Source organism: Ruegeria sp. SAZD011, from assembly GCF_059612545.1.
The window spans coordinates 1-22,718 of record NZ_JBXWQU010000031.1 but is presented as its reverse complement, the minus strand read 5'-3'; the positions used below and the strand labels follow the sequence as shown (position 1 = coordinate 22,718).

Sequence of the window (22,718 nt, the reverse complement as noted above, 5' to 3'; positions counted from 1 at the left end):
CAAAGAATCAGTTAAGTTGAAAACTGTGTTATTTTTGAAACGTTTGCGAGATATCCGCGATCAGATCCCGATAGCGGTCCGGGGCAGAAACCTGCCCCGTGACCCATTGATAGAGATCCTGATCGTTCTCGTGCAGCAGCGCGTCGTAAAGATCGAGCGCGCCCGCATCCATCGCCTCGATATTGCGGTCGGCATAGGCGGACAGGATCAGGTCCATCTCCTTGATCCCGCGCCGCATCGACCGCATGCGCATCCGTTTGATCCGGGTTTCGCGGCTTTCGCTCACTCGGTTTGCTCCATGATCTGGCGCAGCTGCTTCTCCAGCCGCGCGGCGCGTTGGCCGCTGGCCTGAAGATCGGCGCGAAGGCTGCGCAATTCGGTCAGCAAGGCCGCCATGTCGCGGGCGGTCTCGTCGGTCTCGGTCAACGCCTCGCCGCCCTGCCCCTCGCCGGTGATCAGCCAGACGATCGAGACATTCAGCAGCCCCGCCAGCATCGACAGACGATTGGCGCGCGGCTCGGAGAGGTCGTTTTCCCAGCCGCTGATCGTGCTCTTCTTCACCCCAAGACGGCGGGCCAGTTGCGCCTGGGTCATGTCCGCGGCCTCGCGCGCCGCAGCCAGACGGTCGCCAAAGGTCGCGGCCTCGGGTCCGTACCAATCGGTTTCGTCGCTCATAGCGGTCCTTTCCGGTTGCCTCCGCAACCTGCTTGATCGTCGGTTGGGCGCACCCTATGACAGGGACGCGCAACATTCAAACCGAGGCCGCCATGAGTTTCCTGTCTGCGACATTGTCCCGCGTCAAACCCTCGCCCACCGTTGCCATGACGGCCAAGGCGGCCGAACTCAAGGCCGAAGGCCGCGACATCATCGGGCTGAGCGCGGGCGAGCCGGATTTCGACACGCCGCAGAACATCAAGGATGCCGCAACCGCCGCCATTGCGGCGGGCAAGACCAAATACACCGCCCCCGATGGCATCATCGAGCTGAAACAGGCGATCTGTGCCAAGATGCAGCGCGACCACGGGCTGATCTATACCCCCGCCCAGGTCTCGGTCGGCAGCGGCGGCAAGCAGACGCTCTATAATGCGCTGATGGCGACACTGAACCCGGGTGACGAGGTGATCATCCCCGCCCCCTATTGGGTCAGCTATCCCGACATGGTGCTGCTGGGCGGCGGCACACCGGTGGTGGTGGAAACCGCGCTGGAGACCGCATTCAAGCTGACACCGGCGCAACTTGAGGCCGCAATCACGCCGCGCACGAAATGGTTCATCTTCAACTCGCCCTCGAACCCGACCGGCGCGGGCTACAGCCGGGACGAGTTGAAGGGGCTGACCGATGTGCTGATGCGCCACCCGCATGTCTGGGTAATGTCCGACGACATGTATGAACATCTCGCCTATGACGGGTTCGAATTCTGCACCCCCGCACAGGTGGAGCCGGGCCTTTATGAGCGCACGCTGACCTGCAATGGCGTGTCCAAGGCCTATGCGATGACCGGTTGGCGCATCGGCTATGCGGCGGGCCCGGTCGACCTGATCGCGGCCATGCGCAAGATCCAGTCGCAATCCACCTCGAACCCCTGCACCATCAGCCAATGGGCAGCGGTAGAGGCATTGAACGGCACGCAAGAATTCCTGGCCCCGAACGCGACGCTTTTCAAACGCCGCCGCGACCTGGTGATCTCGATGCTGAATGCCATCGACGGCATCGAATGCCCCACCCCCGAGGGCGCGTTCTATGTCTATCCCTCAATCGCGGGCCAGATCGGCAAGACCACGCCCAGCGGTACCGTGATCGACAGCGACGAGACCTTTTGCACCGCATTGCTGGAAGAGGCCGACGTGGCGGTGGTGTTTGGCGCGGCCTTCGGGCTTTCCCCGAATTTCCGGGTCAGCTACGCTGCCTCCGATGCGGCCCTGACCGAGGCCTGTACCCGCATCCAGCGCTTCTGCGCGTCACTGACCTGAAACGGGAGACACCGGAATGGGCGCCGAATTGCCAGACTATTACTTCCGGGTCCGGGAAAACGGCGCCTTTGTCTTTCGCGTCGACACGGAAAACCGCCAGCGCCGGATCGAGATGGATCACATTGCCGTCGTCAACATCAAGAATGGCGATATCAAGCCGCAGGGCGGGCGCACGCTCAGCCCCGAGGATCTGCGCGAGATCAAGCGCTGGATGGCCGAGCGCACCGACCTGCTGGCGCGGCGTGATATCGACGATATCCACCGGGCGGTGGATTACCTGAACCTGACCACCCATTGGGTCCAGTCCAAGGCAAGCGACGCGCAACTCGAAGAGGTCACTGATGCGCTGCTGCTGGCCATGCACGACCTGCGCTCGGTGCTGGTCCGCAAGAAGGCGGATCGGTTGATGAAAGGCTGATACCCGAGCGTATCGGAGCCGCGCAGAATTTCCGCGAAATTCTGCCAAAGAAAATCAAGATTTTCTTTAGACATTTTCTTTGCAAGAAAATGTCCCGCTGGCGTGCCGGTCAACCGAACGGGTTGGGGGCAACCGGACGGCCAGGACGCGGGGGGCGTATTGGCAGGCCCGGCAAATCGGCAGGATTGCAACCCAGCGCGTCATCGACATCATCGTCGATCAGACAGTTCACCAGAAACCGCGCCGCCGCCCCGGTGAGCCGCTCATAGAGCGCGGGCTGCAACGGATCGGTTTCGTCCAGCACCTGCCGAGGCGCGGGACAATGGGCAAGCAAACCGCCCTCGACATAGATGACCTCGTCCTGGTGAAAGGCCAACGTGGTGATCTCGACCCGCTCGCCGGGCCGACCGGCATCGATGCCGCGATAACCGCACAGCAACCTTACGGGAACCACCGCGAAAGGATCACCCAACACATCCAGAGCCGCCTCGCATTCCACCAGCAGGCCCTGATCGGGCATCAGCCACAGGTCGCGCCGGTTGTGACATACGCCCCGAGGCAGTCGCACCGGACGCAGCGTCGCTGGCAGCCCATGCGGGAGCAAAACCTTTTCCCGCTGGATATCGGCCACTGTCTGCATCGCGTGATCAAAGGTCAGCACCTTGTCGCCGACCTTGAGCGTCTCGACAGGTCGCCAGCCGAGATTCGAGACAACCATTGTCCCCGCCACAAATCCCGATTGCCCGGTAATGAGCAACCCGTCGAGGGCCGCCATGGCTTCCCCATCGGTAGGGCTCACCCCCGCTTTGCTGTTTTTCCATCCGAACATTCGCGCCGTCCCTACATGTGGCAGCAGCAAGAGCCTGGCTTGCCGGATTAACCAATTTATGGGGTCAGGACACGCGATTCGGATGCCAGAACCATGCCACGACAAGGGCGAGTTTGTGGCATTGGCCGGGTCTTTTCAGACAATACACCACCTGGCAGAGGATTGGCGCCACGGGCGCAACAGCGCCTCAATCGAAGCGATAACCAAATCGCGCGATATCGCTTGCACAAGCTTCACCCAGCATTTCGGCGGCGCGGTCCGAGTAATAGTCGCGGTAATCGGCGGCGCGGTCGGACCGGTTCGCCCGCGACAGGTTGAGCGCAAAACCCAGATGCGCGGTGACCGGCGCCAGGTCCGCCTCAAGATGCTCCAGCCGAACATAGGCCGCGCATTGCTCCTCGCCGTCGGCACGGCGCATGTAGCTGGCCGCGGGCGTGGCCTGAAAGGCCGCCAGCGTCTGGGGATCGGTGACAAACGCCTCGAACCTCACCCGCCGGGCCAGATGTACCGCCGGATGGTCAAAGCCCTGCACCCGCAGCCAGTGATAATAGCTGACAGCCCGGTCCCAGGGATTGCGCACAAGGGTGAAGGCAAAGAGGTCGACCAGCGCCTCAGGCGCGATCAGCCCGTCGATATCGGCCAGGGTCGAATGTTTCCACAAGCGACCGCGCGCCCGAACCCCCTTCAGACGACCGCGCCGGCGGATCGCCTTGGGCGTGTCGCCGATCAGGATGTCATCCTTCATCGCCCGTGCCTCCAGCGCCAGCGCCAGCGAGGTGCCGCCCGTCTTGGGGATGTGCACGAAGATATAGCCGCGACCCGGTGAAATGATCATGCCGTCACGGTAGCGGCGCGGGCAGCGGCCCTCAACCCGATCTGAGCGCGATGATCGCGCCCGCCAGCACGATCAGCCCGATGCCCAGCATTTGCCAGGGCCCCAACCCCACGCCCAGCACGACCCAGGCAAAGAGCGGACCAAAGATCATCACCGAAAACTCGAAGACAGAGACATAAGAGGGCTCGCCCAGTTGATAGGCGCGGATCAGCATGAACACCGCAGTGGCCGACCCCACCGCCTGCAACGCGACCCAGGGCAATGCCTCGGCCATCGGCCATACCCAACCGCGCGCGACGAACCCGTCCGGCCCAGGCACCGGCGCCGCAGGAAAGAACGCCAGCCAGATCAATCCCGCCAGACCGGTCAGGCCCAGCGCCGTCACCATCGCCGCCAGCAGCGCTGCCGTGCTCTCGCCCGCGCAGTGGTTGCGGGTGACCACCGCACCCAACGCATAGAAGAACCCTCCCGCAACCGGGATCAGCACCGTCGCATCGAAGGCGCTCGGATCGGGTTGCAACACGAACAGGATACCGGCAAAGCCCATCAGAACTGCCAGGATGCGCCAGGGTCCGATCCGCTGGCGCAATCCAAAGGCGGTGATCAGCAGCACGAAGATCGGCGAGGTGAACAACCCCGCCAGCGCCTGTGCGATCGGCATGAAGGCCAAAGCGCTGAAATAGAACAGCATCGCCACCGTCAGCAGGAGGCTGCGCAGCAACACCCAGCCCTTGCGGCGTGGCAACAACCCGCCCAGACCCATCAGAGACATCAGCGCCACCAGGGGCAGCATCATCACCGCGCGGGTGAAATGGAACTGCCACAGCCCGATGCTCTCGGCCAGCCGGATCACGAAATTGTCGATCACGCCGATAATGCTCATCGCCGCGATCATGTAGAGTGCCGCCGCCAGGGGGGCCGAAGGATTTTCTGCCTGCATCCCAAGCTGATAGCCGGGCCATGGACCCCGGTCTTGTCCCATAGCGACACCCGAGAGGGGTTTTTGCCTGCGACTTCGGGCGCCGCGCAAGCCGTTTGCCGCTGGCCCGTCAAAGGTGTAGTCTGAACAAAAAACAAGAACGAGCATTCCGTACCAGGCATGACAGCTCTCAAGCAATACGAGCGGATCGAGGCAACCGGCCTCTGGCGCCCCACCCCCGATGCGCAACGGCGCGAGGTTGTGGTCTCGATCGGCGAGGCGACGCTGACGATTTCCGATTTCAACGACCGCGCCCTGACCCATTGGTCTCTGGCGGCGCTGGAACGGCAGAACCCCGGCGCTTTTCCGGCGATCTATTGTCCCGACGGCGACCCCGGCGAAACGCTGGAACTGGCCGAGAGCGAGACAACGATGATCACCGCCATCGACCGGTTGCAGCGGGCCATCGACAGCCGCCGGGCGCATCCCGGACGCATCCGCTGGATCACGGTGGCGGTGATGGTGACAGTTGTGCTGGCAGTGCTGACGCTCTGGCTGCCGGGTGCGTTGCGACGACATGTGGTCGCCGTGGTGCCCGAAATCAAGCGGGCCGAGATCGGCCGCGCCGTGCTGAACCGGATCGAGCGGGTCACCGGTCAGGCCTGCATGGGTGAGGATACCGATGCAATCCTGTCCCGTCTGGCTCAGCGCACCGGCGTTCAGCGGCTGGTCGTCGTGCCCGGTGGACGCGCCGACAGCCTGTTCCTGCCCGGCGGCATCGTGGTGCTGAACCATGCACTGATCGGCGACCACGAGGACAGCTCGGTCGCCGCCGGCTATATCCTGGCCGAGCGCGCCCGCGCCAAGGCGCAGGATCCGCTGGATGACCTTCTCTATCGCGCGGGGCCGCTTGCCTCGTTTCGACTCCTGACCACCGGCGGGCTGACACCCGGCATTCTCGACAGTTACGCCGAAGGGGTGTTGGCCGAGCCGCGCCCCGACCAGCCGGACGAAGCGTTGCTGGCGATGTTCAGCCAGGCAGCGATCCCGTCTTCCCCCTATGCCTATGCCCGCGACATCACAGGCGAGTCGGTGCTGGGCCTGATCGAGGCGGACCCGATGACGGGGCGCAAGCTGGAACCCATTCTGGCCGACCGCGACTGGGTCCGCTTGCAGGATATCTGCGGCGGCTGAGGACAAAACAGATCAGGCCGCCCCATCGGGCGGCCTGATCGGTTCCATTCCGGTCGCTGCCGCCTTAGCGGCGGCCGCGCGTCGGCGCCGGGGGTTCCTTGGCCGGAGCATTCCGCGTCGACAGGCGCAGGTTCCAAGGCGGCTTGGCACCATTGGTGTACGAACGCTCGCTATGCTCGACGGTAACGGTTCTGGGATTGGTCTCGACCGGCAGCAAGGTGCGCGGCAGATCACGCGACCAGAGCTGTTCCATCTGCGCATCCCCCTCGGCAGTACGCATGCCGCGCATCGGGTTCAGCCGGTCATCCTCGCGATCGACGGCCCGGAACCCGGCTGGGGTCTGAAAGTTGCTGTACTGGATCGCCGGGCGCAGGGTGCGTTCGGCGCGATGCGGGTTGAGCCGATCGTCGTTCCAAACCGGACGGTATCCGGCGGGCACCTGCACATTGGTGGTGTTCTGCCGCTTGTCATAGACATGCTGTGGCACCACGCGGGTGTTGAGCGAGACCCTGACACCGGTATCCCCCACCTTGAGCGAGGAACTCTTGCGGGTGCCATAGGTGATCGGCGGCTCTGCCTGCGGACCACAGCGCACACCGGTCTGATTGATATACCTCTGGCTTAGCGCCGAGGCATTGGGGCAGCCCCCTGAAGAGGCCGCCGGAGCCACCGCGCGCGGCTTGACCGGGGCCGGCGCCGGGGCCGGAGCGACCGGCACGATAACGGGCGTCGGCCGTGCGGTGGTGGTCCGCGTGGTCGGAACAGCGACCGGGCGCACGGTGGTGGCCCGTACCGTGGGCGTGGGCGCGGTGCGGGGTGCGGGGCTGGCCGTTGTCCGCACCTGCGGCTTCGGTGCCGCTGCGGCGGCGGGTTTCGTAGCGGGTTTCGCGGTTGGTTGATCCAGGCTGATCACCTTGGGTGCGGCCTGTTGCGGCGCGGTGCTGGTTGCCCCCGCGACGGCGGTGGGCTTGTACCCGCAGACCTGCTTGCGCTCGCGCGAGACGCGCGGAACCCATGTCACGTTGCCGTCGATCCCGGCGCGAATGTAGATACAGCCGCGGCTGTCCACATATTGCTTTCCCTTGTAGGAGGCGGGCGGAAACTCCGCCGGAGGCGAGGCATTTCGCAAGGTCTGAGCGTTCAGCGTGCTGAACCCGACGCTCAGTCCGATGACCGAAAGTGCAATAATCCTTGTAACTCTCATGCCTGCCCCCACAAGATATGGAAGGCAGGATGCCGCAAAACCTATTGATAGTAAAGCGGCACTTGCCTCAGTTTCGCCCTATTTCGTGCCGAACATGCGGTCTCCGGCATCGCCCAGACCGGGCATGATATAGCCCTTGGAGTTCAGCGCACGGTCCAGCGAGGCGGTGACGATGGGCACATCGGGGTGTGCCTCCTTCATCCGCGCCACGCCTTCGGGCGCAGCCAGCAGGCAGAGGAAGCGGATATCGGTGGCGCCAGCCTGTTTCAGCAGATCGACGGCGGCGGCCGAGCTGTTGCCGGTGGCCAGCATCGGATCGACCGCGATCACCAGCCGATCCTGCAACCCTTCGGGCACCTTGAAATAGTATTGCACCGGTTGCAGCGTTTCCTCGTCGCGATAAAGCCCGACAAACCCGACCCGCGCCGAAGGGACCAGTTCCAGCACCCCGTCGAGCATTCCGTTACCCGCCCGCAGGATCGACACCAGCGCCAGCTTCTTGCCCGCGAGTATAGGCGCCTCCATCTCTTCCAGCGGGGTTTCGATGGTGCGGGTGGTCAGCGGCATCTCACGCGTGACCTCATAGGCCAAAAGCTGGGTGATCTCGCGCAGAAGCTGGCGGAACGAGGCGGTCGAGGTGCCCTTGTCCCGCATGAGCGTCAGTTTGTGCTGCACCAGCGGGTGGTCGACGACGGTCAGATGTTGGCTCATGATGTCTCCAGTCTCTTTGCTACCCGGCTCCGGGTGTCTTCATCGCAGAATGCCGCGCCAAGCGCCGTGGCGTTCAGGTCGGCGAAATCCTCTGCCCCCCAGCCAAAGGCCCGGGCCAGCATCTCATACTCGCGCCGCATCGTGGTATGGAAAAACGGCGGATCGTCGGTGGATACGGTGACGCGGACACCCGCGTCGCGCAGCCGCGCGATAGGATGGGCCGCAAACGAGGGGTAGAGGCCCAGCGCAACGTTGGAGCCGGGGCAGACCTCGAGCGTGACGCCCCGGTCGGCCAGTTCATGCACCAGATCGGGGTCCTCGATGGCGCGCACCCCATGGCCGATGCGTTCGACCCCCAGCACGCGCACCGCGTCGCGCACGCTGTCCGGCCCGCCAAATTCGCCCGCATGGGTGGTGAGTCTCAGCCCCGCCTCGCGCGCGCAGTCGAAGGACCAGGCATAATCGCCCTGTTTGCCCACCCCTTCGTTACCGCCCATGCCGAACCCCACGATCCAGTCGCCCGCCGTCTCGGCGGCGCAGCGGGCGGCGCGCTTGGCCTGATCGGGGCCGAAATGGCGCACACAGGTGACAATGCCGCGCAGGGTGATGCCCAGTTTCGCCTCGGCCGCGTCCGCAGCATCGCGGATCGCGGCCAGGTAATCGCGCCAGGCGGCGACATCGCCGCCACCGCAGAAATCGGGGCTGAGGAAGGTCTCGGAATAGACCACCCCGTTCTCGGCGCTTTGTTCCAGTATGGCCCAGGTCAGGCGGCGGAATTCCTCGGGGCCGGTCAGCACCGAGGAAGCGGCCTCGTAGATGCTCAGGAAATGGGCGAAATCGCGGAAATCATAAGAGCCGTCTGGCTTGAAAATGCCACGCAGGTCGATCTTTTTCTCATGCGCCAGCTGCCGGATCAGGGCGGGCGGTGCCGCGCCTTCGTGATGCAGGTGCAGTTCGACCTTGGGCAGGTCGGCGACGGGGGGCTGTTCTTCGCTCACAGAAAACTCCTCCCCGGTCCCTGCGCCGGAATAGCCAGATGCGCCGCGACCGAGGCGGCGATATCGGCGAAATTCACCTGTCCGATCTGCCCTGCCCCCCGCCCGGCCACCAGAACCGGCACCTGTTCGCGGGTGTGGTCCGTGCCGCTCCAGCTGGGATCGTTGCCATGATCGGCGGTCAGTACCATCAGGTCGCCGGGCCGCAGGCTTTGCAGGATTTGCCCGATCTCGCGGTCAAACCACTCCAGCGCCCGTGCATATCCGCTGATGTCGCGGCGGTGACCATAAAGGCTGTCGAATTCGACAAAATTGGCAAAGGTCAGGCTGCCCTCTTCGGCGGTGCCGACCAGCCGGGCAAGATGGGACATAAGCTCGGCATCCGACCCTTTGACCACATCGTCGATCCCCTGCATCGAGAAGATATCGCCGATCTTGCCGACGCCGTGCACATGGCGGCCCGCATCCTGCGCCCAGTTGGTCAGCACCGGCGCGGGCGGAGTGATGGCAAAATCCTTGCGGTTGGTGGTGCGGGTGAACCCGGTCTCACGCGTGCCTACAAAGGGCCGCGCGATCACCCGCCCCACCTTCATCGCATGCAGGCGCGGCGCGACGGCCTTGCACAGCGCCAAGAGGCGGTCGAGGCCAAAGGTTTCCTCATGCGCGGCGATCTGGAACACGCTGTCGGCGGAGGTATAGCAGATGGGCTGGCCCGTCCGCATATGCTCGGCCCCGTGGCGGTCGATGATCACCGTGCCCGAAGCATGGCAATTGCCAAGGATGCCGTCGCTGCCAGCAGCCTCGGCCACCGACTGCACCAGATCATTCGGGAAAGCGGGAATGGTATCGGGGAAATAGTGCCAGTCCCACGGCACCGGCAGGCCCGCCAGTTCCCAATGACCCGAGGGCGTGTCCTTGCCCCGGCTGTGTTCGCGCGCGCAGCCCCAGAGGCCCGAAGCCTCCGCTGCCAGCCCCGGCGTGGCCGCACCCGAAGCCAGCCGGGTGGCCGCGCCCAGGCCCAGCCGGTCGAGATGGGGCAGATGCAGCGGGCCGCTGCGCCCCTCTTCCGCCGCGCCACGCGCGCAGGCCTGGGCGATATGGGCCAGCGTGTTGGCGCCGGTATCGGGGCGGTCGCCGTTAAAGAAAGTATCGGAATCCGGCGCACCGCCGATGCCGACCGAATCCATCACCACCAGAAAGGCACGGGTCATGGCGTGATCCTTTCATGGATGAGCGGTGGCGCGGCCACCGGCTCTGGCCCGATGGTGATCGCCGCACGCAGGGTCGCCTCGGCGGCCTCTGCCGCCTCTTGCCTTGCGGCGTGGATGGTGGCGAGCGGGGTGCTTGGGTTAACCGCTGTGCCCAGCCGGATCACCCGTGACAGGCCAACCGCCGGGTCAACAACATCGGTCTCGACCTGCCGCCCGCCGCCCAGCGCCACCACGGCAAGGCCCAGCGCCTCGCCGTCGATGGCGGTGACATAGCCTGACGCGCGGGCGGGAACCTCGCGGATCACGGTTGCCTCGGGCAGGAACCGCTGCCAGTTCTCGACGAAGTGTACCGGCCCGCCGACAGCCGCGATCATGCGACCAAAGCGTTCGGCCGCGCGACCGTCTGAGATGATGGCAGCAATGCGCGCGGCGCCGCTGGCCGCGTCCGGGGCCAGCCCCGCGTCCGTCAGCAGCACGCCGCCCAGCTCCGCCGAGAGCTGTGCCAGCGGGTCATCAGCGTGACCGCAGGTCAGCACCCGCATCACCTCACCCACCTCAAGCGCGTTGCCGAGGCTGGGCGCCAGCGGCTGGCTCATATCGGTGATCAGGGCCGAAGTCCGGCAGCCAGCGGCATTGGCGGTCTCGGTCAGGGCAAGGGCCAGCGCGCGCGCCTCGTCCGGCGATTTCATGAAGGCGCCGCTGCCCAGTTTCACGTCCAGAACCAACGCATCGGGGCTGGCGGCCAGTTTCTTGGACAGGATCGAGGCGGTGATCAGATCGAGGCTTTCAACCGTGGCGGTCACATCGCGGATGGCATAGAGCCGCTTGTCGGCGGGCGCGATGCGGGCGGTGGCGCCGACAATAGCGGCCCCGGTGTCGCGCACCACCTGCGCCAGCCGGTCGGGCCCAAGCTGGGTGGTGACGCCGGGGATCGCCTCCATCTTGTCGAGCGTGCCGCCGGTATGGCCCAGCCCCCGGCCCGAGATCATCGGCACATAGGCGCCACATTCGGCCAGCGCGGGCGCCAGCACCAGGCTGACGCAATCGCCCACCCCACCAGTGGAATGCTTGTCGATCACCGGCCCGTCGAAATCCCAGTGGAGCACATCGCCGGTATCGCGCATGGCCAGCGTCAGCGCCGCGCGCCCCTCGGGGCCAAGCCGCACCATACAGACACCCATGGCAAAGGCGCCCGCCTGGGCATCACTGACTGAACCATCGGCAAGACCCTGGGCAAACCAGGCCAACTCAGACGCACTGGGCACCTCGTGCCGTCTGAGCCGGGCAATGATGGCACGCGCATCCATGGTTCAGCTTTTGTCCATATGGGCGGCGCCAAAGGCGCCAGGCAGGAGCTGACCGATGGTCATCGCGGTTTCGATCCCATCGAGATTGGCCATGGTCACGACCACATCCGGATCCCCGAATTCAGCCAGTTTCTGTCGGCAGCCACCGCAAGGCGGCACCGGCGCCGGGCTATCGGCGACCACATAGACCTCGGTCAGGCGGCTTTCGCCCGCGGCGACCATTGCAGCGATGGCGCCCGCTTCGGCGCAGGTGCCTTCGGGATAGGCGATGTTTTCCACGTTGCAGCCAGCATAGACCACGCCCGAGGTGGCCCTGATCGCCGCACCGACCTTGAACCGGGAATAAGGCGCATGGGCGTTTTCACGAACGGTCAGGGCGGCGGATTTGAGGCTCATGGCGATTCCCCGGTTTTTGATCATCTGGTCGGAAATGCATAGCCTATCCCGCACCCGCGCGCGAGAGGAACCACCGGGCAAGGGGCGCTGCCCCCGTCCTGCGGACTCCCCCGGAGTATTTTGGGCGGAATGAAGGAGTTCTAGCCCAGTGTGGTGGTAAAGGTTCCGGGCAGCGTGACCTCGAGCAATTCGATATCGTCGGAAGGGTCGGACAGGCGGGTGCGCATGCCCGGCGGGATCACGAAGGCGTCGCCCTGTTCCAGCGGGAACGGATCGCGCCCCTCGCCCATCAGCGTGACGGTGCCGTTCATCACGAAGGTGAAGAGGATATCGGTGTCATGGGCCGCCCATTGCGGCACGCCCTGCCCCCGGCGCACCACCTGCACCCCGGCCACGCCCTTGGTATTCTCGGCGATGGTGGTGTCGCGGGAGATATAGCCCGGCAGGCGGAAGGGGGACCATTCGGCGCCCTCGGCGCGGTTATAGACAAAGCGCTGGCCCTGCCACTCGCGGTCGGGGCGCAGGTGCGGTGTGGGCAGGGTCATCTCGTGGTCGATCTCGGTGACATGCTCGGCCGGCACGCCGATCTCGATCACCTGCACGTTGTCGCTGGCCTCGAGCACGCGGTGGCGGATTTCCGGCGGCTGGATGAAGCAATCCCCGGCGGTCAGGCGCATCTTGTCGCCCTGATCCTCGTAGACCACATCGACCCAGCCATGGATGCAGAAGATGAGCTGAAAGCCCACGCGGTGGAAATGCACCATGTCCGGCACCGGCCCGCCGTCGGGGATGCGGATATGGCTGGCGATGATCGAGCCGCCCAGCCGCGAGGGCACCAGATCGCGGTAATGCATGCCGGCCCGTCCGATGATCCAAGGCGCCTGATCCTTGAGCCGGCGCACCACGAATGTGTGTTCGGTCTGCGGCATCACCAATGGCGGGTGGCGTTCCTCGATCTCGATCCGCGTGCCGTTGGGCGCGGTCAGGCGGCGCTGGCCATCGGCGAATCCGTCCGGGTCATCGGTGAGGATGCGCAGGGTGCCGGGCGCCTCGGGTGCACCCTTTTCGATGCGCAGGCGCAGGCCGTGGCCCGAGAACACCGCGATACGCGGGTCGTCGGCGGGATAGATCATGTCCATCCGCATGCCCAGAACCTTGGTATAAAAGGGGATGTCGTCGCGCAGTTCCTGCGTCGGCAGGCGCATCTCGGCTATGGTGTCGGTCATCGGTCCCTCCCTCGCGGAGCGAGAGTGGCGGCCGTGCTCCGCTTTGGCAAGCGGGGCTGCGACCTTGTTGCGCAAAAATCCCGGTTTCCCCCACGTCAAATTTAGTTTAATGCTAAACTAGTTCCCCGAGGAGGATTTTCCGAGATGTCCGACCAGCCCAGCCAGCGCCAGGCGGCGCTTGATTACCACGCCTTTCCCAAGCCCGGAAAGCTGGAGATCCGGGCCACCAAACCCATGGCCAACGGCCGCGATCTGGCCCGCGCCTATTCGCCCGGCGTGGCCGAGGCCTGCCTGGAGATCAAGGAAAACGCCGACCACGCCGAGGCCTATACCGCGCGCGGCAACCTTGTGGCGGTGGTATCCAACGGCACCGCGGTGCTCGGGCTGGGCAATATCGGCGCGCTGGCCTCGAAACCTGTGATGGAAGGCAAGGCGGTCCTGTTCAAGAAATTCGCGGGCATCGACTGTTTCGACCTTGAGGTGAACGAGAGCGACCCGGAGAAACTGGCCGATATCGTCTGTGCGCTCGAGCCGACTTTCGGCGCCATCAACCTGGAAGACATCAAGGCGCCCGACTGTTTCATCGTCGAGAAACTGTGCCGCGAGCGGATGAACATCCCCGTCTTTCACGACGATCAGCATGGGACCGCAATCGTGGTTGGCGCCGCTGCGCGCAACGCGCTGCATGTGGCGGGCAAGGCGTTCGAGGATATCAAGATCGTTTCGACCGGGGGGGGCGCCGCGGGCATCGCCTGCCTGAACATGCTGCTGAAACTGGGCGTGAAGCGTGAGAATATCTGGCTCTGCGATATTCACGGGCTGGTCTATGAGGGGCGCGCCGACGACATGAACCCGCAAAAGGCGTGTTTTGCCCAAGCCACCGATCTGCGCACGCTGGACGATGTGATCGAGGGGGCCGATCTGTTCCTTGGCCTCAGCGGGCCCAACGTGCTGAAGCCCGAGATGGTGGCGCGCATGGCGAAACGTCCGATCATCTTTGCGCTGGCCAACCCCACGCCCGAGATCCTCCCCGACGCGGCGCGCGCGGTGGCACCGGACGCGATCATCGCAACCGGCCGCAGCGACTTCCCGAACCAGGTCAACAACGTCCTCTGCTTTCCCTTCATCTTTCGCGGCGCGCTGGATGTGGGCGCCACCGAGATCAACGACGCCATGCAGATCGCCTGTGTCGAAGGCATCGCGGAACTCGCCCGCATCACCACCAGCGCCGAGGCGGCGGCAGCCTATCAGGGCGAGCAGCTGACATTCGGGGCCGATTACCTGATCCCCAAACCCTTTGACCCACGCCTTGTCGGGGTCGTCTCCTCTGCCGTGGCGCGCGCCGCGATGGAGAGCGGCGTCGCGCGCCGCCCGATCGCCGATCTGGAGGCCTATCGGCAGAAGCTGAACCAGAGCGTGTTCAAATCCGCCCTGCTGATGCGCCCGGTGTTCGAGGCGGCGGCCAAGGCAGCGCGGCGGCTGGTCTTTGCCGAGGGCGAGGACGAGCGCGTTCTGCGCGCGGCACAGGCCATTCTGGAAGAGACCACCGAGACCCCGATCCTGATCGGTCGCCCCGAGGTGATCGAGGCGCGTTGTGAAAAGCTGGGCCTGTCGGTACGCCCTGGCCAGGATTTCCAGATCGTGAACCCGGAAAACGACCCGCGCTACTACGATTACTGGACCTCTTATCACCAGTTGATGCAGCGGCGCGGCGTCACCCCGGATCTGGCCAAGGCGATCATGCGCACCAACACCACCGCCATCGGCGCCATCATGGTGCACCGGGGCGAGGCTGACAGCCTGATCTGCGGCACCTTCGGCGAATATCGCTGGCACCTGAACTATGTGCAGCAGGTACTGGGAACCCATGACCTGCGCCCGCATGGCGCGCTGTCGCTGATGATCCTGGAAGACGGGCCGCTGTTCATTGCCGACACCCATGTGCGCAGCCGCCCCAGCCCCGAGGAACTGGCCGAGATCACGCTGGGTGCTGCGCGTCATGTGCGCCGCTTCGGCATCGAACCGCAAATCGCCTTTTGCTCGCAATCGCAATTCGGCAACCAGGCCGAAGGCTCGGGCCTGCGGTTGCGGCAAGCGATCGAGATATTGGACAGCCAACCGCGTGACTTTGTCTATGAGGGCGAGATGAACCTCGACAGCGCGCTGGACCCTGAACTGCGCCAGCGCATCTTTCCGAATTCACGACTGCATGGGGCAGCGAACGTGTTGATCTTTGCCCATGCGGATGCCGCCAGTGGCGTGCGCAACGTGCTCAAGATGAAAGCGGGCGGTATCGAGGTTGGGCCGATCCTGATGGGCATGGGCAACAAGGCGCATATCGTGACCCCCTCGATCACCGCGCGCGGGCTTTTGAACATGGCGGCCATTGCCGGAACCCCGGTCGCTCACTACGGTTGATCCCGGTGGCGTCTTGCCGCCAACAGGGAGAACCGCAATGAAGGGACATTGCCATTGCGGCGCGGTGCGCTGGCAGAGCGACGGTGACGTCGCGTGGAGCTGTTATTGCCACTGTGCCGATTGCCGCCGCAATTGCGCCGCGCCGGTCACTGCATTTTTCGGGCTCCCGCATGAGAGTGTCGTGTGGAGCGGCGATGCCCCGCGCATCTATCGTTCATCAGACCGTGTCGAGCGGCTGTTCTGCGGCACCTGCGGCACCCAGATGGCCTATCGCAACGCCGATGATCGCGTGAACATCCATCTTTATACCGCAACGCTGGAGGACCCGTCGGTGCTCCCACCCCGGTTTCACGTCTTTCATGCCGCGCGACTTCCCTGGCTGAACTTGCAGGACGATCTGCGTCGCTTCGACCGCACGACCGACTAAGAGCGATTCCGGCCCCTTTGCAGATCAATCATTTGCAACTTTGCAAAGAGGCTCAAATTTTCCGGTAAACCAGACGAGAAAAGCGGCTTTGCAAAAATTTGCAGACTTGATCAGGCAATCTCTGCAAATTTCTTGCGATAATGTGACGCGACGTCCTTTGTCCGGCTTGCCCGGTGGCGCCGCTATGCCTAACACACCAGCCAGCCGAACGTGAGGAGGACGCCATGGCATATCAGGACGTTTACGAGAGCTGGAAGAGCGATCCCGAAGCCTTCTGGATGGAGGCCGCCAAGAGCATCGACTGGGTCGAGGCGCCCAGCCATGCGCTCGATGACAGCAACGCGCCGCTCTATGAATGGTTCACCGATGCCAAGGTCAACACCTGCTGGAACGCGGTCGACCGCCATGTCGAGGCGGGCCGGGGCGAGCAGACCGCGATCATCTACGACAGCCCGATCACCCATACCAAGCGCCAGATCTCCTATGTCGAACTGCGCAACCGCGTGGCCATGCTGGCCGGTGCCCTGCGCGCCAAGGGTGTGGAAAAGGGCGACCGCGTCATCATCTACATGCCGATGATCCCTGAGGCGCTGGAGGCGATGCTGGCCTGTGCCCGTCTGGGCGCCGTGCATTCGGTGGTCTTCGGCGGGTTTGCCGCCAACGAACTGGCCGTACGCATCGACGATGCCCAGCCCAAGGCGATCATCGCCGCATCCTGCGGGTTGGAGCCGGGCCGCGTGGTGCATTACAAGCCCCTCCTCGACGGCGCCATCGACATGGCGAAACACAAGCCCGATTTCTGTGTGATCTTCCAGCGCGAGCAGGAAGTGGCCAAGCTGATTGAGGGGCGCGACTACAACTGGCACGGGTTCCAGTACGGTGTCGAACCGGCCGAATGCGTGCCGGTCGAGGGCAACCATCCGGCCTATATTCTCTATACCTCGGGCACCACCGGCGCGCCCAAGGGGGTGCTGCGCCCGACCGCTGGCCATCTGGTGGCGCTGAACTGGACGATGAAGAATATCTATAACGTCGATCCGGGCGATGTGTTCTGGGCGGCATCCGATGTGGGCTGGGTCGTGGGCCACAGCTATATCTGCTATGGCCCGCTGATCCACGGCAACACCACCATCGTGTTCGAGGGCAAGCCCGTGGGCACCCCCGATGCGGGCACCTTCTGGCGGGTGATTTCCGAGCACAAGGTCAAGAGCTTCTTCACCGCCCCCACCGCGATCCGCGCCGTCAAGCGCGAGGATCCCAAGGGCGAGATGCTGGCGAAATACGACCTGAGCTGCCTCAAGGCGCTGTACCTGGCGGGCGAACGGGCCGATCCGGACACCATCGTGTGGGCGCAAAAGGCGCTGGGTGTGCCGGTGATCGACCACTGGTGGCAGACCGAAACCGGCTGGGCCATCGCCGGAAACCCGTTGGGGATCGAGGAATTGCCGGTCAAGCTGGGCTCTCCCGCCAAGGCGATGCCCGGCTATGACGTGCAGATCCTGGACGAAGGCGGCCACCAGATGAAACCCGGCGAGCTGGGCGCCATCGCGGTGAAGCTGCCGCTGCCGCCGGGCACCCTGCCGGGCCTTTGGAATGCCGAGGCGCGGTTCAGGAAATCCTATCTGGAGCATTTCCCCGGCTATTATGAGACCGGCGATGCGGGCATGATCGACGAGGACGGGTATCTCTATATCATGGCACGCACCGATGACGTGATCAACGTCGCGGGCCACCGCCTGTCCACCGGCGGCATGGAGGAAGTGCTGGCCGGGCACGAGGATGTGGCCGAATGCGCGGTGATCGGCGTCAGCGACGATCTCAAGGGCCAGATGCCGCTGGGCTTCCTGTGTCTCAACAACGGGTGCAATCGCGACCATGCGGATGTGGTGAAAGAGGTGGTCAAGCTGGTGCGCGACAAGATCGGCCCCGTCGCGGCGTTCAAGCTGGCCGTGGTGGTCGACCGCCTGCCCAAGACCCGCTCGGGCAAGATCCTGCGTGGCACCATGGTTTCGATCGCCGATGGCAAGGAGTACAAGATGCCCGCCACTATCGACGACCCGGCCATTCTGGACGAGATCAAGGTCGCACTGCAATCGCTGGGCTACGCCAAGTAACCCCCAGCGCGACCGCAAGAACAGGCGCCGCCCCCCGCGGGTGGCGCCTTTTTCGTTGCCCGCATCGCATCTGCCCAACAGCTTGTGATCGCCCGTCATCGCCCCGGTGATTGCCAGACTCTGGGTGGGTTTCTACCCTGACCGCAATCGCTGCAACTGACGAGGTTACCCATGCGTGCATTCCTGACCGCACTGGCCTGTTCCGCCGCCCTGCCCGCCTTGCCCGCCCTGGCAAGCGAAGGGCACCGCATCCAGGTCACCGGAGAACTGATCGACACCTGGTGCTATTATTCCGGTGTCATGGGCGGACCCGAGGCGGTGGTCGGCTCGGCCCACCATACCTGCGCCCTGTGGTGCTCGGCGGGCGGAATCCCGGTCGGCTTGCAGGCCGAGGACGGCAGCATCTATATGGTGCTCAAGATCGAACAGGACGACCAGCTGGCCGGGGGCGATACCGCTCTGCGCCTCGCCTCGCACACGGTCGAGGCGGACGGGATGCATTACCAGCGCGACGGCATCAACTATCTGATCGTCGATCAGGTGATCAGCGATCTCGATATCACCAACCTCAATCACGAAGACTATGGCCCCGTGCCCGGCTTCGCCATTCCGGAGCCCAAGGAATGAAGCGCCTCTCGCTTGCATTGGCCCTCTTGGCCAGCCCCGCCCTCGCCCAGGATTTCTCGGCCGGATCGACCGCCAAGCCCTGGAACCTCTATGCCGAACAGCCCGCCTTTTTCGAGGCCAAGGTGGTCGATCTGCTGTGTGAGCTGACCGGTGACTGCCCTGCCGATTGCGGCGCGGGCAAGCGGCAGCTGGGCCTGTTGCGCAGCGCCGATAACGTGATGGTCCTGCCGCTCAAGAACGGGCAACCGGTCTTCTCGGGCGCCGCCGCCGATCTGGCCCCTTATTGCGGCCAGACGGTCGAGGTGGACGGGCTGCTGATCGACGACCCGGATCTGGGCGCCAAACATGTCTATCAGGTGCAAATGATCCGCCTGCCCGGCGGCGAATGGGAAAAGGCCAACCGCTTTACCAAGGTCTGGGAGGAAGAGAACCCCGAGGCCACCGGCAAGGGCCCCTGGTTCCGCCGCGATCCCCGCATTCTCGACCATATCGAGGACAAGGGCTATCTGGGTCTGGGTCTGGAGGTGGACGAGGCCTTTATCAAGGAGTGGTTCTGATGCGCGGCCTGCTTGGGGCCACCCTGCTGATGGGGGCCGTTCTGGCGGCTCCCGCGCAGGCGGGCAACGCACCGCTGCCCTTTGACGTGGGCGGTCCGTTCGAGCTGACCGACCAGAACGGCGCAAGGCGAAGCCAGGCCGATCCACAGGGGCATGGGCAGCTTCTGTTCTTTGGCTATGCTACCTGCCCCGGCATCTGCTCGGCGGCGATGCCGATGATGGCCGACGCGGTGGACCGGCTGGCCGATGCCGGCATCCCCGTCACGCCGGTGATGATTACCGTCGACCCCGAACGCGACCGCCCCGGCGAGATGAACGCGCCCCTGGCGCGGTATCACCCGGACTTCATCGGACTGACCGGGTCCGAGGCCGAGTTGCAGGCCGCCTATGACGCCTATTCGGTCGAGCGCGAATTGGCCTATGTCGATCCCGAATACGGGCCCGTCTATACCCACGGCGCCTTTGTCTATCTGCTGGATGCCAAGGGCGAGGTACTGAGCCTGTTCCCGCCCATCCTCAGCTCGGACCGGGTGGTGGAACTGGCCCGCAAATACCTCGGCAGCGAGGGATCATGACCTAGCGTCACCTTTGGTTCCGGGCGTGGCCTTTGGCCGATGGGCCGCCTAACCTGACAGCAGGAGGCCCCGGACATGACAGAAACAGCGCTTTGGCAATTGGACGCGACCCAGATCGCGGCGCAAACCACAAGCGGCGCGCTGAGCGCCGAACAGGCGGTCGGCGCCGCCATCGACCGGATGCAGGCGGTAAATCCCGGCCTGAACGCGGTGGTCGACAGCTGCGCCGAGGCGGCTATGGCCCGCGCGGCGGAACTGGACAAGGCCCGCGCGGCGGGCGCAGCCTGCGGGCCGCTGCACGGGGTCCCGGTGACCATCAAGGTCAATGTGGATCAGACCGGATACGCCACCACCAATGGCGTCACCGCGCTCAAGGACATGATCGCCCCCGAAGACGCGCCCGTTGTGCGCAACCTTCAGAACGCGGGCGCGGTGGTGATCGGACGCACCAACACGCCCGAATTCTCCTTCCGCGCCGATACCGACAACCCGCTATATGGCCGGACCCATAACCCCTGGGGACGGCATATCTCGCCCGGCGGCTCTTCGGGTGGGGCCGGATCGGCGGTGATGGCGGGGATCGGCGCTCTGGCCCATGGCAACGATATCGGCGGCTCGCTACGCTTTCCGGCAGCAGCGAATGGCGCCGTCACCGTGAAACCCGGTCTGGGCCGGGTGCCCGCCTGGAACCCCAGCCAAAAGGCCGAGCGTGGCATGCTGGCGCAATCCATGTCGGTGCAGGGGTTGATCACCCGGTCCGCCGCCGATCTGCACCTGGCCATGCCCAGCCTGATCGCCCCCGATCCGCGCGACCCGTTCCACGTTCCCTTGCCCTGGCACGGCTACCCGGCCGAAGGGCCGATCCGCGTGGCCTTTACCAAGGCGACCTATGGCTATGACCTGCACCCCGAGGTCGAGGCGGCGCTGGACACCGCCCGCGACGCGCTGCGCGATGCCGGTTATATGGTCGAAGAGGTCGAGACCCCGGACGCGTTCGAGGCCGGTCGCGCGGGCTATCGCGCGCTGATGGGCGAGGTCTGGGCGCTGATGAAGGCGGATGTCGATGCCTATGGCTCGCAGACCGTGCGCGATATCTTCGAGGTCTATTTCCAGGAATTCCCGCCCTTTCACGGCACCGAACTGTTGCAGGTGATGGCCAAGCGCAGCCACTACGCCCGCGAATGGTCGCTGTTCCTGGAGCAATATCCCCTGGTGCTGGGTCCGTTCCTGCCGCAGCCCTTCTTTGGTCCCGACCGCGACACCGAGGGCGCCGAGGGTGTGCACGAGGTTCTGGGCGCAGCGGTCTGGTCCTATTCGATGAACTTCATGGGCCTGCCTGCCGCCTGTCTGCCGTCGCGCTTGGCGGTTCTGCCGAAGGGGCCGCAACCGATCAACGTGCAGATCACCGCCCGCCGCTGGCGCGAGGATATGGCGGTGGATGCCGCCGCCGCGATCGAGGCGCGCGTCGGTCGCATGGCGCCACATCTGTGGGCACGAATGGCATGACAGTCGTAGGGATGTTTTGCCGAAATTGACCCCGGGCAAGGGGTACGGGAACTGCCCGGGGCCATCTCTTCAGTTAAATCAGACGGCCGATGGAGGGGCGGACGCAAGCAAATACCTGCGTCCGCTGCTTACCATGCGAACTCGTCCCAACACTCGACACGAAGCAGCCACTCACTTCCACTCCATGCGATGTATCGGCATGATCGAAGCTGCCAGAAAGCCGCGCACTTTCCTGTGAAGTTGGTCACATATCTGCGAAATTTCCGTAAACGGATGACAGATCAGGTGAATTGTTCGGAAATCAGCCGCTCTTCCAGGCCGTGGCCGGGATCGAACAGAATCCGGTGACGGATCGTGGGCTCGGACTGGATCTCGACCCAGTCGATATCCGGGATCGACGTTGAATCGGCATCGGCCATGACCGGGCGCTTGTCGGCATCGACCACATCGAACCGAACCTTGGCGGTTTTTGGCAACAGCGCCCCACGCCAGCGGCGCGGCCGAAAGGCGGCAATGGCGGTCAGCGCCAGCACATCCGACCCGATCGGCAAGATTGGCCCATGCGCCGAGTAGTTATAGGCGGTTGACCCGGCGGGCGTTGCCACCAGTGCCCCGTCGCAAACCAGTTCCGCCAGCCTGAGCCGCCCGTCAACCGAGATTTTCAGCCGCGCGGCCTGGGGTCCCGCGCGCAGCAGAGAGACTTCGTTGATCGCCAGTGCCCGATGTATCTGCCCCGCCTGATCCATCGCCGTCATCGACAAGGGGTTGATGATCTCTTCCTCGGCCGCCTCGAGACGTTCCAGCAGGTTGGTCTCGGCATATTCGTTCATCAGAAAGCCGATGGTGCCCCGGTTCATGCCATAGACCGGCACATCCAGATGCTGGGTGCTGTGCAGGGTGCGCAGCATGTAGCCATCCCCGCCCAGTGCGACGATCACCTCGGCGTCGCGGGGGGCCACGTTGCCGTAGCGGCCAATCAACGCGGCACGCGCGGTCTGGGCCACCGGCGCGTCGCTGGCGAGAAAGGCGATTCTTTTGGGCATCTATCGAGGTTTCCGGTGCTGCGCATTCGGTTCCGAAACAAGCACACCTTTCCCCCAGTGGCCAGACTTGACGCCGCAGTTGGCCAATTCGTCGCTTTACAGCCTTTTGCGTTGCCCCGGTTTCCGATAGGAAATCGCGGAAATCGACCCTTCTCATGCGGAGCTGTCATGAACGCGAGCCACCAGGACCCCGGATTTTTCACAGAGGCGCTTTCGGAGCGTGATCCCGAGCTGTT

General features: G+C 64.6%; 23 protein-coding genes. 10 read left to right on the top strand and 13 right to left on the bottom strand.

The window, feature by feature from the left end:
* Positions 1 to 28: 28 nt before the first annotated feature.
* Positions 29 to 286: a succinate dehydrogenase assembly factor 2 gene (locus tag AC2FLM_RS16105; protein ID WP_234137757.1), complete on the bottom strand. Its 258-nt coding sequence runs from the start codon at positions 284 to 286 to the stop codon at positions 29 to 31.
* Positions 283 to 675 carry a helix-turn-helix domain-containing protein gene (locus AC2FLM_RS16100; RefSeq protein ID WP_234137756.1) on the bottom strand — a complete coding sequence of 131 codons (393 nt, stop codon included), beginning with the start codon at positions 673 to 675 and terminating at the stop codon, positions 283 to 285. Before AC2FLM_RS16100 ends, AC2FLM_RS16105 begins: the two co-directional genes overlap by 4 nt.
* Positions 676 to 767: 92 nt before the next feature.
* Between AC2FLM_RS16100 and AC2FLM_RS16095 the strand changes: the two genes are divergently transcribed.
* Both AC2FLM_RS16095 and AC2FLM_RS16090 read left to right on the top strand, forming a co-directional pair.
* Positions 768 to 1,970: a pyridoxal phosphate-dependent aminotransferase gene (locus AC2FLM_RS16095; RefSeq protein WP_496859130.1), complete on the top strand. Its 1,203-nt coding sequence runs from the start codon at positions 768 to 770 to the stop codon at positions 1,968 to 1,970.
* Between the two features lie 16 nt (positions 1,971 to 1,986).
* A complete protein-coding gene (locus tag AC2FLM_RS16090; protein WP_234172193.1) occupies positions 1,987 to 2,388 on the top strand; it encodes a hypothetical protein in 402 nt (133 codons plus the stop codon).
* A 109-nt stretch (positions 2,389 to 2,497) separates the two neighbouring features.
* Here AC2FLM_RS16090 and AC2FLM_RS16085 read toward each other — a convergent pair whose 3' ends face one another.
* From AC2FLM_RS16085 to AC2FLM_RS16075, 3 genes are all read right to left on the bottom strand, one after another.
* Positions 2,498 to 3,163 carry a Hint domain-containing protein gene (locus tag AC2FLM_RS16085; RefSeq protein ID WP_496859129.1) on the bottom strand — a complete coding sequence of 222 codons (666 nt, stop codon included), beginning with the start codon at positions 3,161 to 3,163 and terminating at the stop codon, positions 2,498 to 2,500.
* Between the two features lie 241 nt (positions 3,164 to 3,404).
* The gene (locus AC2FLM_RS16080) at positions 3,405 to 4,052 is read right to left on the bottom strand and encodes a sulfotransferase family 2 domain-containing protein (RefSeq protein ID WP_496859128.1); all 648 of its coding nucleotides are present in this window, start codon (positions 4,050 to 4,052) and stop codon (positions 3,405 to 3,407) included.
* Positions 4,053 to 4,083: 31 nt separating this feature from the next.
* On the bottom strand, positions 4,084 to 4,992 hold the full coding sequence (locus AC2FLM_RS16075; protein ID WP_496859127.1) for a DMT family transporter: 909 nt from the start codon (positions 4,990 to 4,992) through the stop codon (positions 4,084 to 4,086).
* A 159-nt stretch (positions 4,993 to 5,151) separates the two neighbouring features.
* On the opposite strand from AC2FLM_RS16075, the gene AC2FLM_RS16070 reads away from it, so the two are divergent.
* Entirely contained in the window at positions 5,152 to 6,165 is a 1,014-nt protein-coding gene (locus AC2FLM_RS16070) for a hypothetical protein (RefSeq protein WP_496859126.1), read from the top strand.
* A gap of 64 nt (positions 6,166 to 6,229) precedes the next feature.
* Here AC2FLM_RS16070 and AC2FLM_RS16065 read toward each other — a convergent pair whose 3' ends face one another.
* The 7 genes from AC2FLM_RS16065 to AC2FLM_RS16035 all read right to left on the bottom strand — a co-directional run bounded on the left by AC2FLM_RS16065 (position 6,230) and on the right by AC2FLM_RS16035 (position 13,215).
* The gene (locus tag AC2FLM_RS16065; RefSeq protein WP_496859125.1) at positions 6,230 to 7,369 is read right to left on the bottom strand and encodes an SPOR domain-containing protein; all 1,140 of its coding nucleotides are present in this window, start codon (positions 7,367 to 7,369) and stop codon (positions 6,230 to 6,232) included.
* Between the two features lie 78 nt (positions 7,370 to 7,447).
* Positions 7,448 to 8,080 carry a uracil phosphoribosyltransferase gene (gene upp, locus AC2FLM_RS16060; protein ID WP_496859124.1) on the bottom strand — a complete coding sequence of 211 codons (633 nt, stop codon included), beginning with the start codon at positions 8,078 to 8,080 and terminating at the stop codon, positions 7,448 to 7,450.
* Complete coding sequence (locus tag AC2FLM_RS16055) at positions 8,077 to 9,078, bottom strand: adenosine deaminase (RefSeq protein ID WP_496859123.1); 1,002 nt, start codon at positions 9,076 to 9,078, stop codon at positions 8,077 to 8,079. Before AC2FLM_RS16055 ends, upp begins: the two co-directional genes overlap by 4 nt.
* A complete protein-coding gene (locus tag AC2FLM_RS16050) occupies positions 9,075 to 10,286 on the bottom strand; it encodes a phosphopentomutase (RefSeq protein ID WP_496859122.1) in 1,212 nt (403 codons plus the stop codon). Before AC2FLM_RS16050 ends, AC2FLM_RS16055 begins: the two co-directional genes overlap by 4 nt.
* A complete protein-coding gene (locus AC2FLM_RS16045) occupies positions 10,283 to 11,593 on the bottom strand; it encodes a thymidine phosphorylase (protein WP_496859121.1) in 1,311 nt (436 codons plus the stop codon). Before AC2FLM_RS16045 ends, AC2FLM_RS16050 begins: the two co-directional genes overlap by 4 nt.
* A 3-nt stretch (positions 11,594 to 11,596) precedes the next feature.
* Entirely contained in the window at positions 11,597 to 12,013 is a 417-nt protein-coding gene (locus tag AC2FLM_RS16040) for a cytidine deaminase (RefSeq protein WP_275671842.1), read from the bottom strand.
* A 116-nt stretch (positions 12,014 to 12,129) separates the two neighbouring features.
* The gene (locus tag AC2FLM_RS16035) at positions 12,130 to 13,215 is read right to left on the bottom strand and encodes a cupin domain-containing protein (RefSeq protein WP_496859120.1); all 1,086 of its coding nucleotides are present in this window, start codon (positions 13,213 to 13,215) and stop codon (positions 12,130 to 12,132) included.
* A gap of 144 nt (positions 13,216 to 13,359) precedes the next feature.
* Between AC2FLM_RS16035 and AC2FLM_RS16030 the strand changes: the two genes are divergently transcribed.
* The 7 genes from AC2FLM_RS16030 (at position 13,360) to AC2FLM_RS16000 (ending at position 21,439) form a co-directional block, all read left to right on the top strand.
* Positions 13,360 to 15,633 carry an NADP-dependent malic enzyme gene (locus AC2FLM_RS16030; protein ID WP_496859119.1) on the top strand — a complete coding sequence of 758 codons (2,274 nt, stop codon included), beginning with the start codon at positions 13,360 to 13,362 and terminating at the stop codon, positions 15,631 to 15,633.
* A 37-nt stretch (positions 15,634 to 15,670) separates the two neighbouring features.
* Complete coding sequence (locus tag AC2FLM_RS16025) at positions 15,671 to 16,060, top strand: GFA family protein (protein ID WP_234165988.1); 390 nt, start codon at positions 15,671 to 15,673, stop codon at positions 16,058 to 16,060.
* A gap of 224 nt (positions 16,061 to 16,284) precedes the next feature.
* Positions 16,285 to 18,174, top strand: coding sequence for a propionate-CoA ligase PrpE (prpE, locus tag AC2FLM_RS16020; RefSeq protein WP_496859118.1), 1,890 nt, complete (start codon positions 16,285 to 16,287; stop codon positions 18,172 to 18,174).
* Between the two features lie 171 nt (positions 18,175 to 18,345).
* Positions 18,346 to 18,801 (top strand): hypothetical protein, encoded by a 456-nt coding sequence (locus tag AC2FLM_RS16015; RefSeq protein ID WP_496859117.1) that lies wholly within the window; start codon positions 18,346 to 18,348, stop codon positions 18,799 to 18,801.
* Positions 18,798 to 19,358 (top strand): hypothetical protein, encoded by a 561-nt coding sequence (locus tag AC2FLM_RS16010; protein ID WP_234172177.1) that lies wholly within the window; start codon positions 18,798 to 18,800, stop codon positions 19,356 to 19,358. The genes AC2FLM_RS16015 and AC2FLM_RS16010 overlap by 4 nt, the downstream gene beginning before the upstream one ends.
* The gene (locus AC2FLM_RS16005; protein WP_234138821.1) at positions 19,358 to 19,933 is read left to right on the top strand and encodes an SCO family protein; all 576 of its coding nucleotides are present in this window, start codon (positions 19,358 to 19,360) and stop codon (positions 19,931 to 19,933) included. The genes AC2FLM_RS16010 and AC2FLM_RS16005 overlap by 1 nt, the downstream gene beginning before the upstream one ends.
* Positions 19,934 to 20,008: 75 nt before the next feature.
* A complete protein-coding gene (locus AC2FLM_RS16000) occupies positions 20,009 to 21,439 on the top strand; it encodes an amidase family protein (RefSeq protein ID WP_496859116.1) in 1,431 nt (476 codons plus the stop codon).
* Positions 21,440 to 21,720: 281 nt separating this feature from the next.
* On the opposite strand, the gene AC2FLM_RS15995 is transcribed toward AC2FLM_RS16000, so the two are convergent.
* Positions 21,721 to 22,482, bottom strand: a complete 762-nt coding sequence (locus tag AC2FLM_RS15995) for an NAD kinase (RefSeq protein WP_234144775.1) — start codon at positions 22,480 to 22,482, stop codon at positions 21,721 to 21,723.
* Between the last annotated feature and the right edge of the window lie 236 nt (positions 22,483 to 22,718).

What these genes read in the sequence shown, in the direction of transcription:
- AC2FLM_RS15995 (WP_234144775.1), bottom strand. Translation starts at nt 22,482, where the DNA reads ATGCCCAAAAGAATCGCCTTTCTCGCCAGCGACGCGCCGGTGGCCCAG.
- AC2FLM_RS16090 (WP_234172193.1), top strand. Translation starts at nt 1,987, where the DNA reads ATGGGCGCCGAATTGCCAGACTATTACTTCCGGGTCCGGGAAAACGGC.
- upp (WP_496859124.1), bottom strand. Translation starts at nt 8,080, where the DNA reads ATGAGCCAACATCTGACCGTCGTCGACCACCCGCTGGTGCAGCACAAA.
- AC2FLM_RS16070 (WP_496859126.1), top strand. Translation starts at nt 5,152, where the DNA reads ATGACAGCTCTCAAGCAATACGAGCGGATCGAGGCAACCGGCCTCTGG.
- AC2FLM_RS16040 (WP_275671842.1), bottom strand. Translation starts at nt 12,013, where the DNA reads ATGATCAAAAACCGGGGAATCGCCATGAGCCTCAAATCCGCCGCCCTG.
- AC2FLM_RS16080 (WP_496859128.1), bottom strand. Translation starts at nt 4,052, where the DNA reads ATGATCATTTCACCGGGTCGCGGCTATATCTTCGTGCACATCCCCAAG.
- AC2FLM_RS16085 (WP_496859129.1), bottom strand. Translation starts at nt 3,163, where the DNA reads ATGGCGGCCCTCGACGGGTTGCTCATTACCGGGCAATCGGGATTTGTG.
- AC2FLM_RS16095 (WP_496859130.1), top strand. Translation starts at nt 768, where the DNA reads ATGAGTTTCCTGTCTGCGACATTGTCCCGCGTCAAACCCTCGCCCACC.
- prpE (WP_496859118.1), top strand. Translation starts at nt 16,285, where the DNA reads ATGGCATATCAGGACGTTTACGAGAGCTGGAAGAGCGATCCCGAAGCC.
- AC2FLM_RS16045 (WP_496859121.1), bottom strand. Translation starts at nt 11,593, where the DNA reads ATGGATGCGCGTGCCATCATTGCCCGGCTCAGACGGCACGAGGTGCCC.
- AC2FLM_RS16010 (WP_234172177.1), top strand. Translation starts at nt 18,798, where the DNA reads ATGAAGCGCCTCTCGCTTGCATTGGCCCTCTTGGCCAGCCCCGCCCTC.
- AC2FLM_RS16050 (WP_496859122.1), bottom strand. Translation starts at nt 10,286, where the DNA reads ATGACCCGTGCCTTTCTGGTGGTGATGGATTCGGTCGGCATCGGCGGT.
- AC2FLM_RS16100 (WP_234137756.1), bottom strand. Translation starts at nt 675, where the DNA reads ATGAGCGACGAAACCGATTGGTACGGACCCGAGGCCGCGACCTTTGGC.
- AC2FLM_RS16000 (WP_496859116.1), top strand. Translation starts at nt 20,009, where the DNA reads ATGACAGAAACAGCGCTTTGGCAATTGGACGCGACCCAGATCGCGGCG.
- AC2FLM_RS16075 (WP_496859127.1), bottom strand. Translation starts at nt 4,992, where the DNA reads ATGCAGGCAGAAAATCCTTCGGCCCCCCTGGCGGCGGCACTCTACATG.
- AC2FLM_RS16005 (WP_234138821.1), top strand. Translation starts at nt 19,358, where the DNA reads ATGCGCGGCCTGCTTGGGGCCACCCTGCTGATGGGGGCCGTTCTGGCG.
- AC2FLM_RS16065 (WP_496859125.1), bottom strand. Translation starts at nt 7,369, where the DNA reads ATGAGAGTTACAAGGATTATTGCACTTTCGGTCATCGGACTGAGCGTC.
- AC2FLM_RS16025 (WP_234165988.1), top strand. Translation starts at nt 15,671, where the DNA reads ATGAAGGGACATTGCCATTGCGGCGCGGTGCGCTGGCAGAGCGACGGT.
- AC2FLM_RS16030 (WP_496859119.1), top strand. Translation starts at nt 13,360, where the DNA reads ATGTCCGACCAGCCCAGCCAGCGCCAGGCGGCGCTTGATTACCACGCC.
- AC2FLM_RS16035 (WP_496859120.1), bottom strand. Translation starts at nt 13,215, where the DNA reads ATGACCGACACCATAGCCGAGATGCGCCTGCCGACGCAGGAACTGCGC.
- AC2FLM_RS16015 (WP_496859117.1), top strand. Translation starts at nt 18,346, where the DNA reads ATGCGTGCATTCCTGACCGCACTGGCCTGTTCCGCCGCCCTGCCCGCC.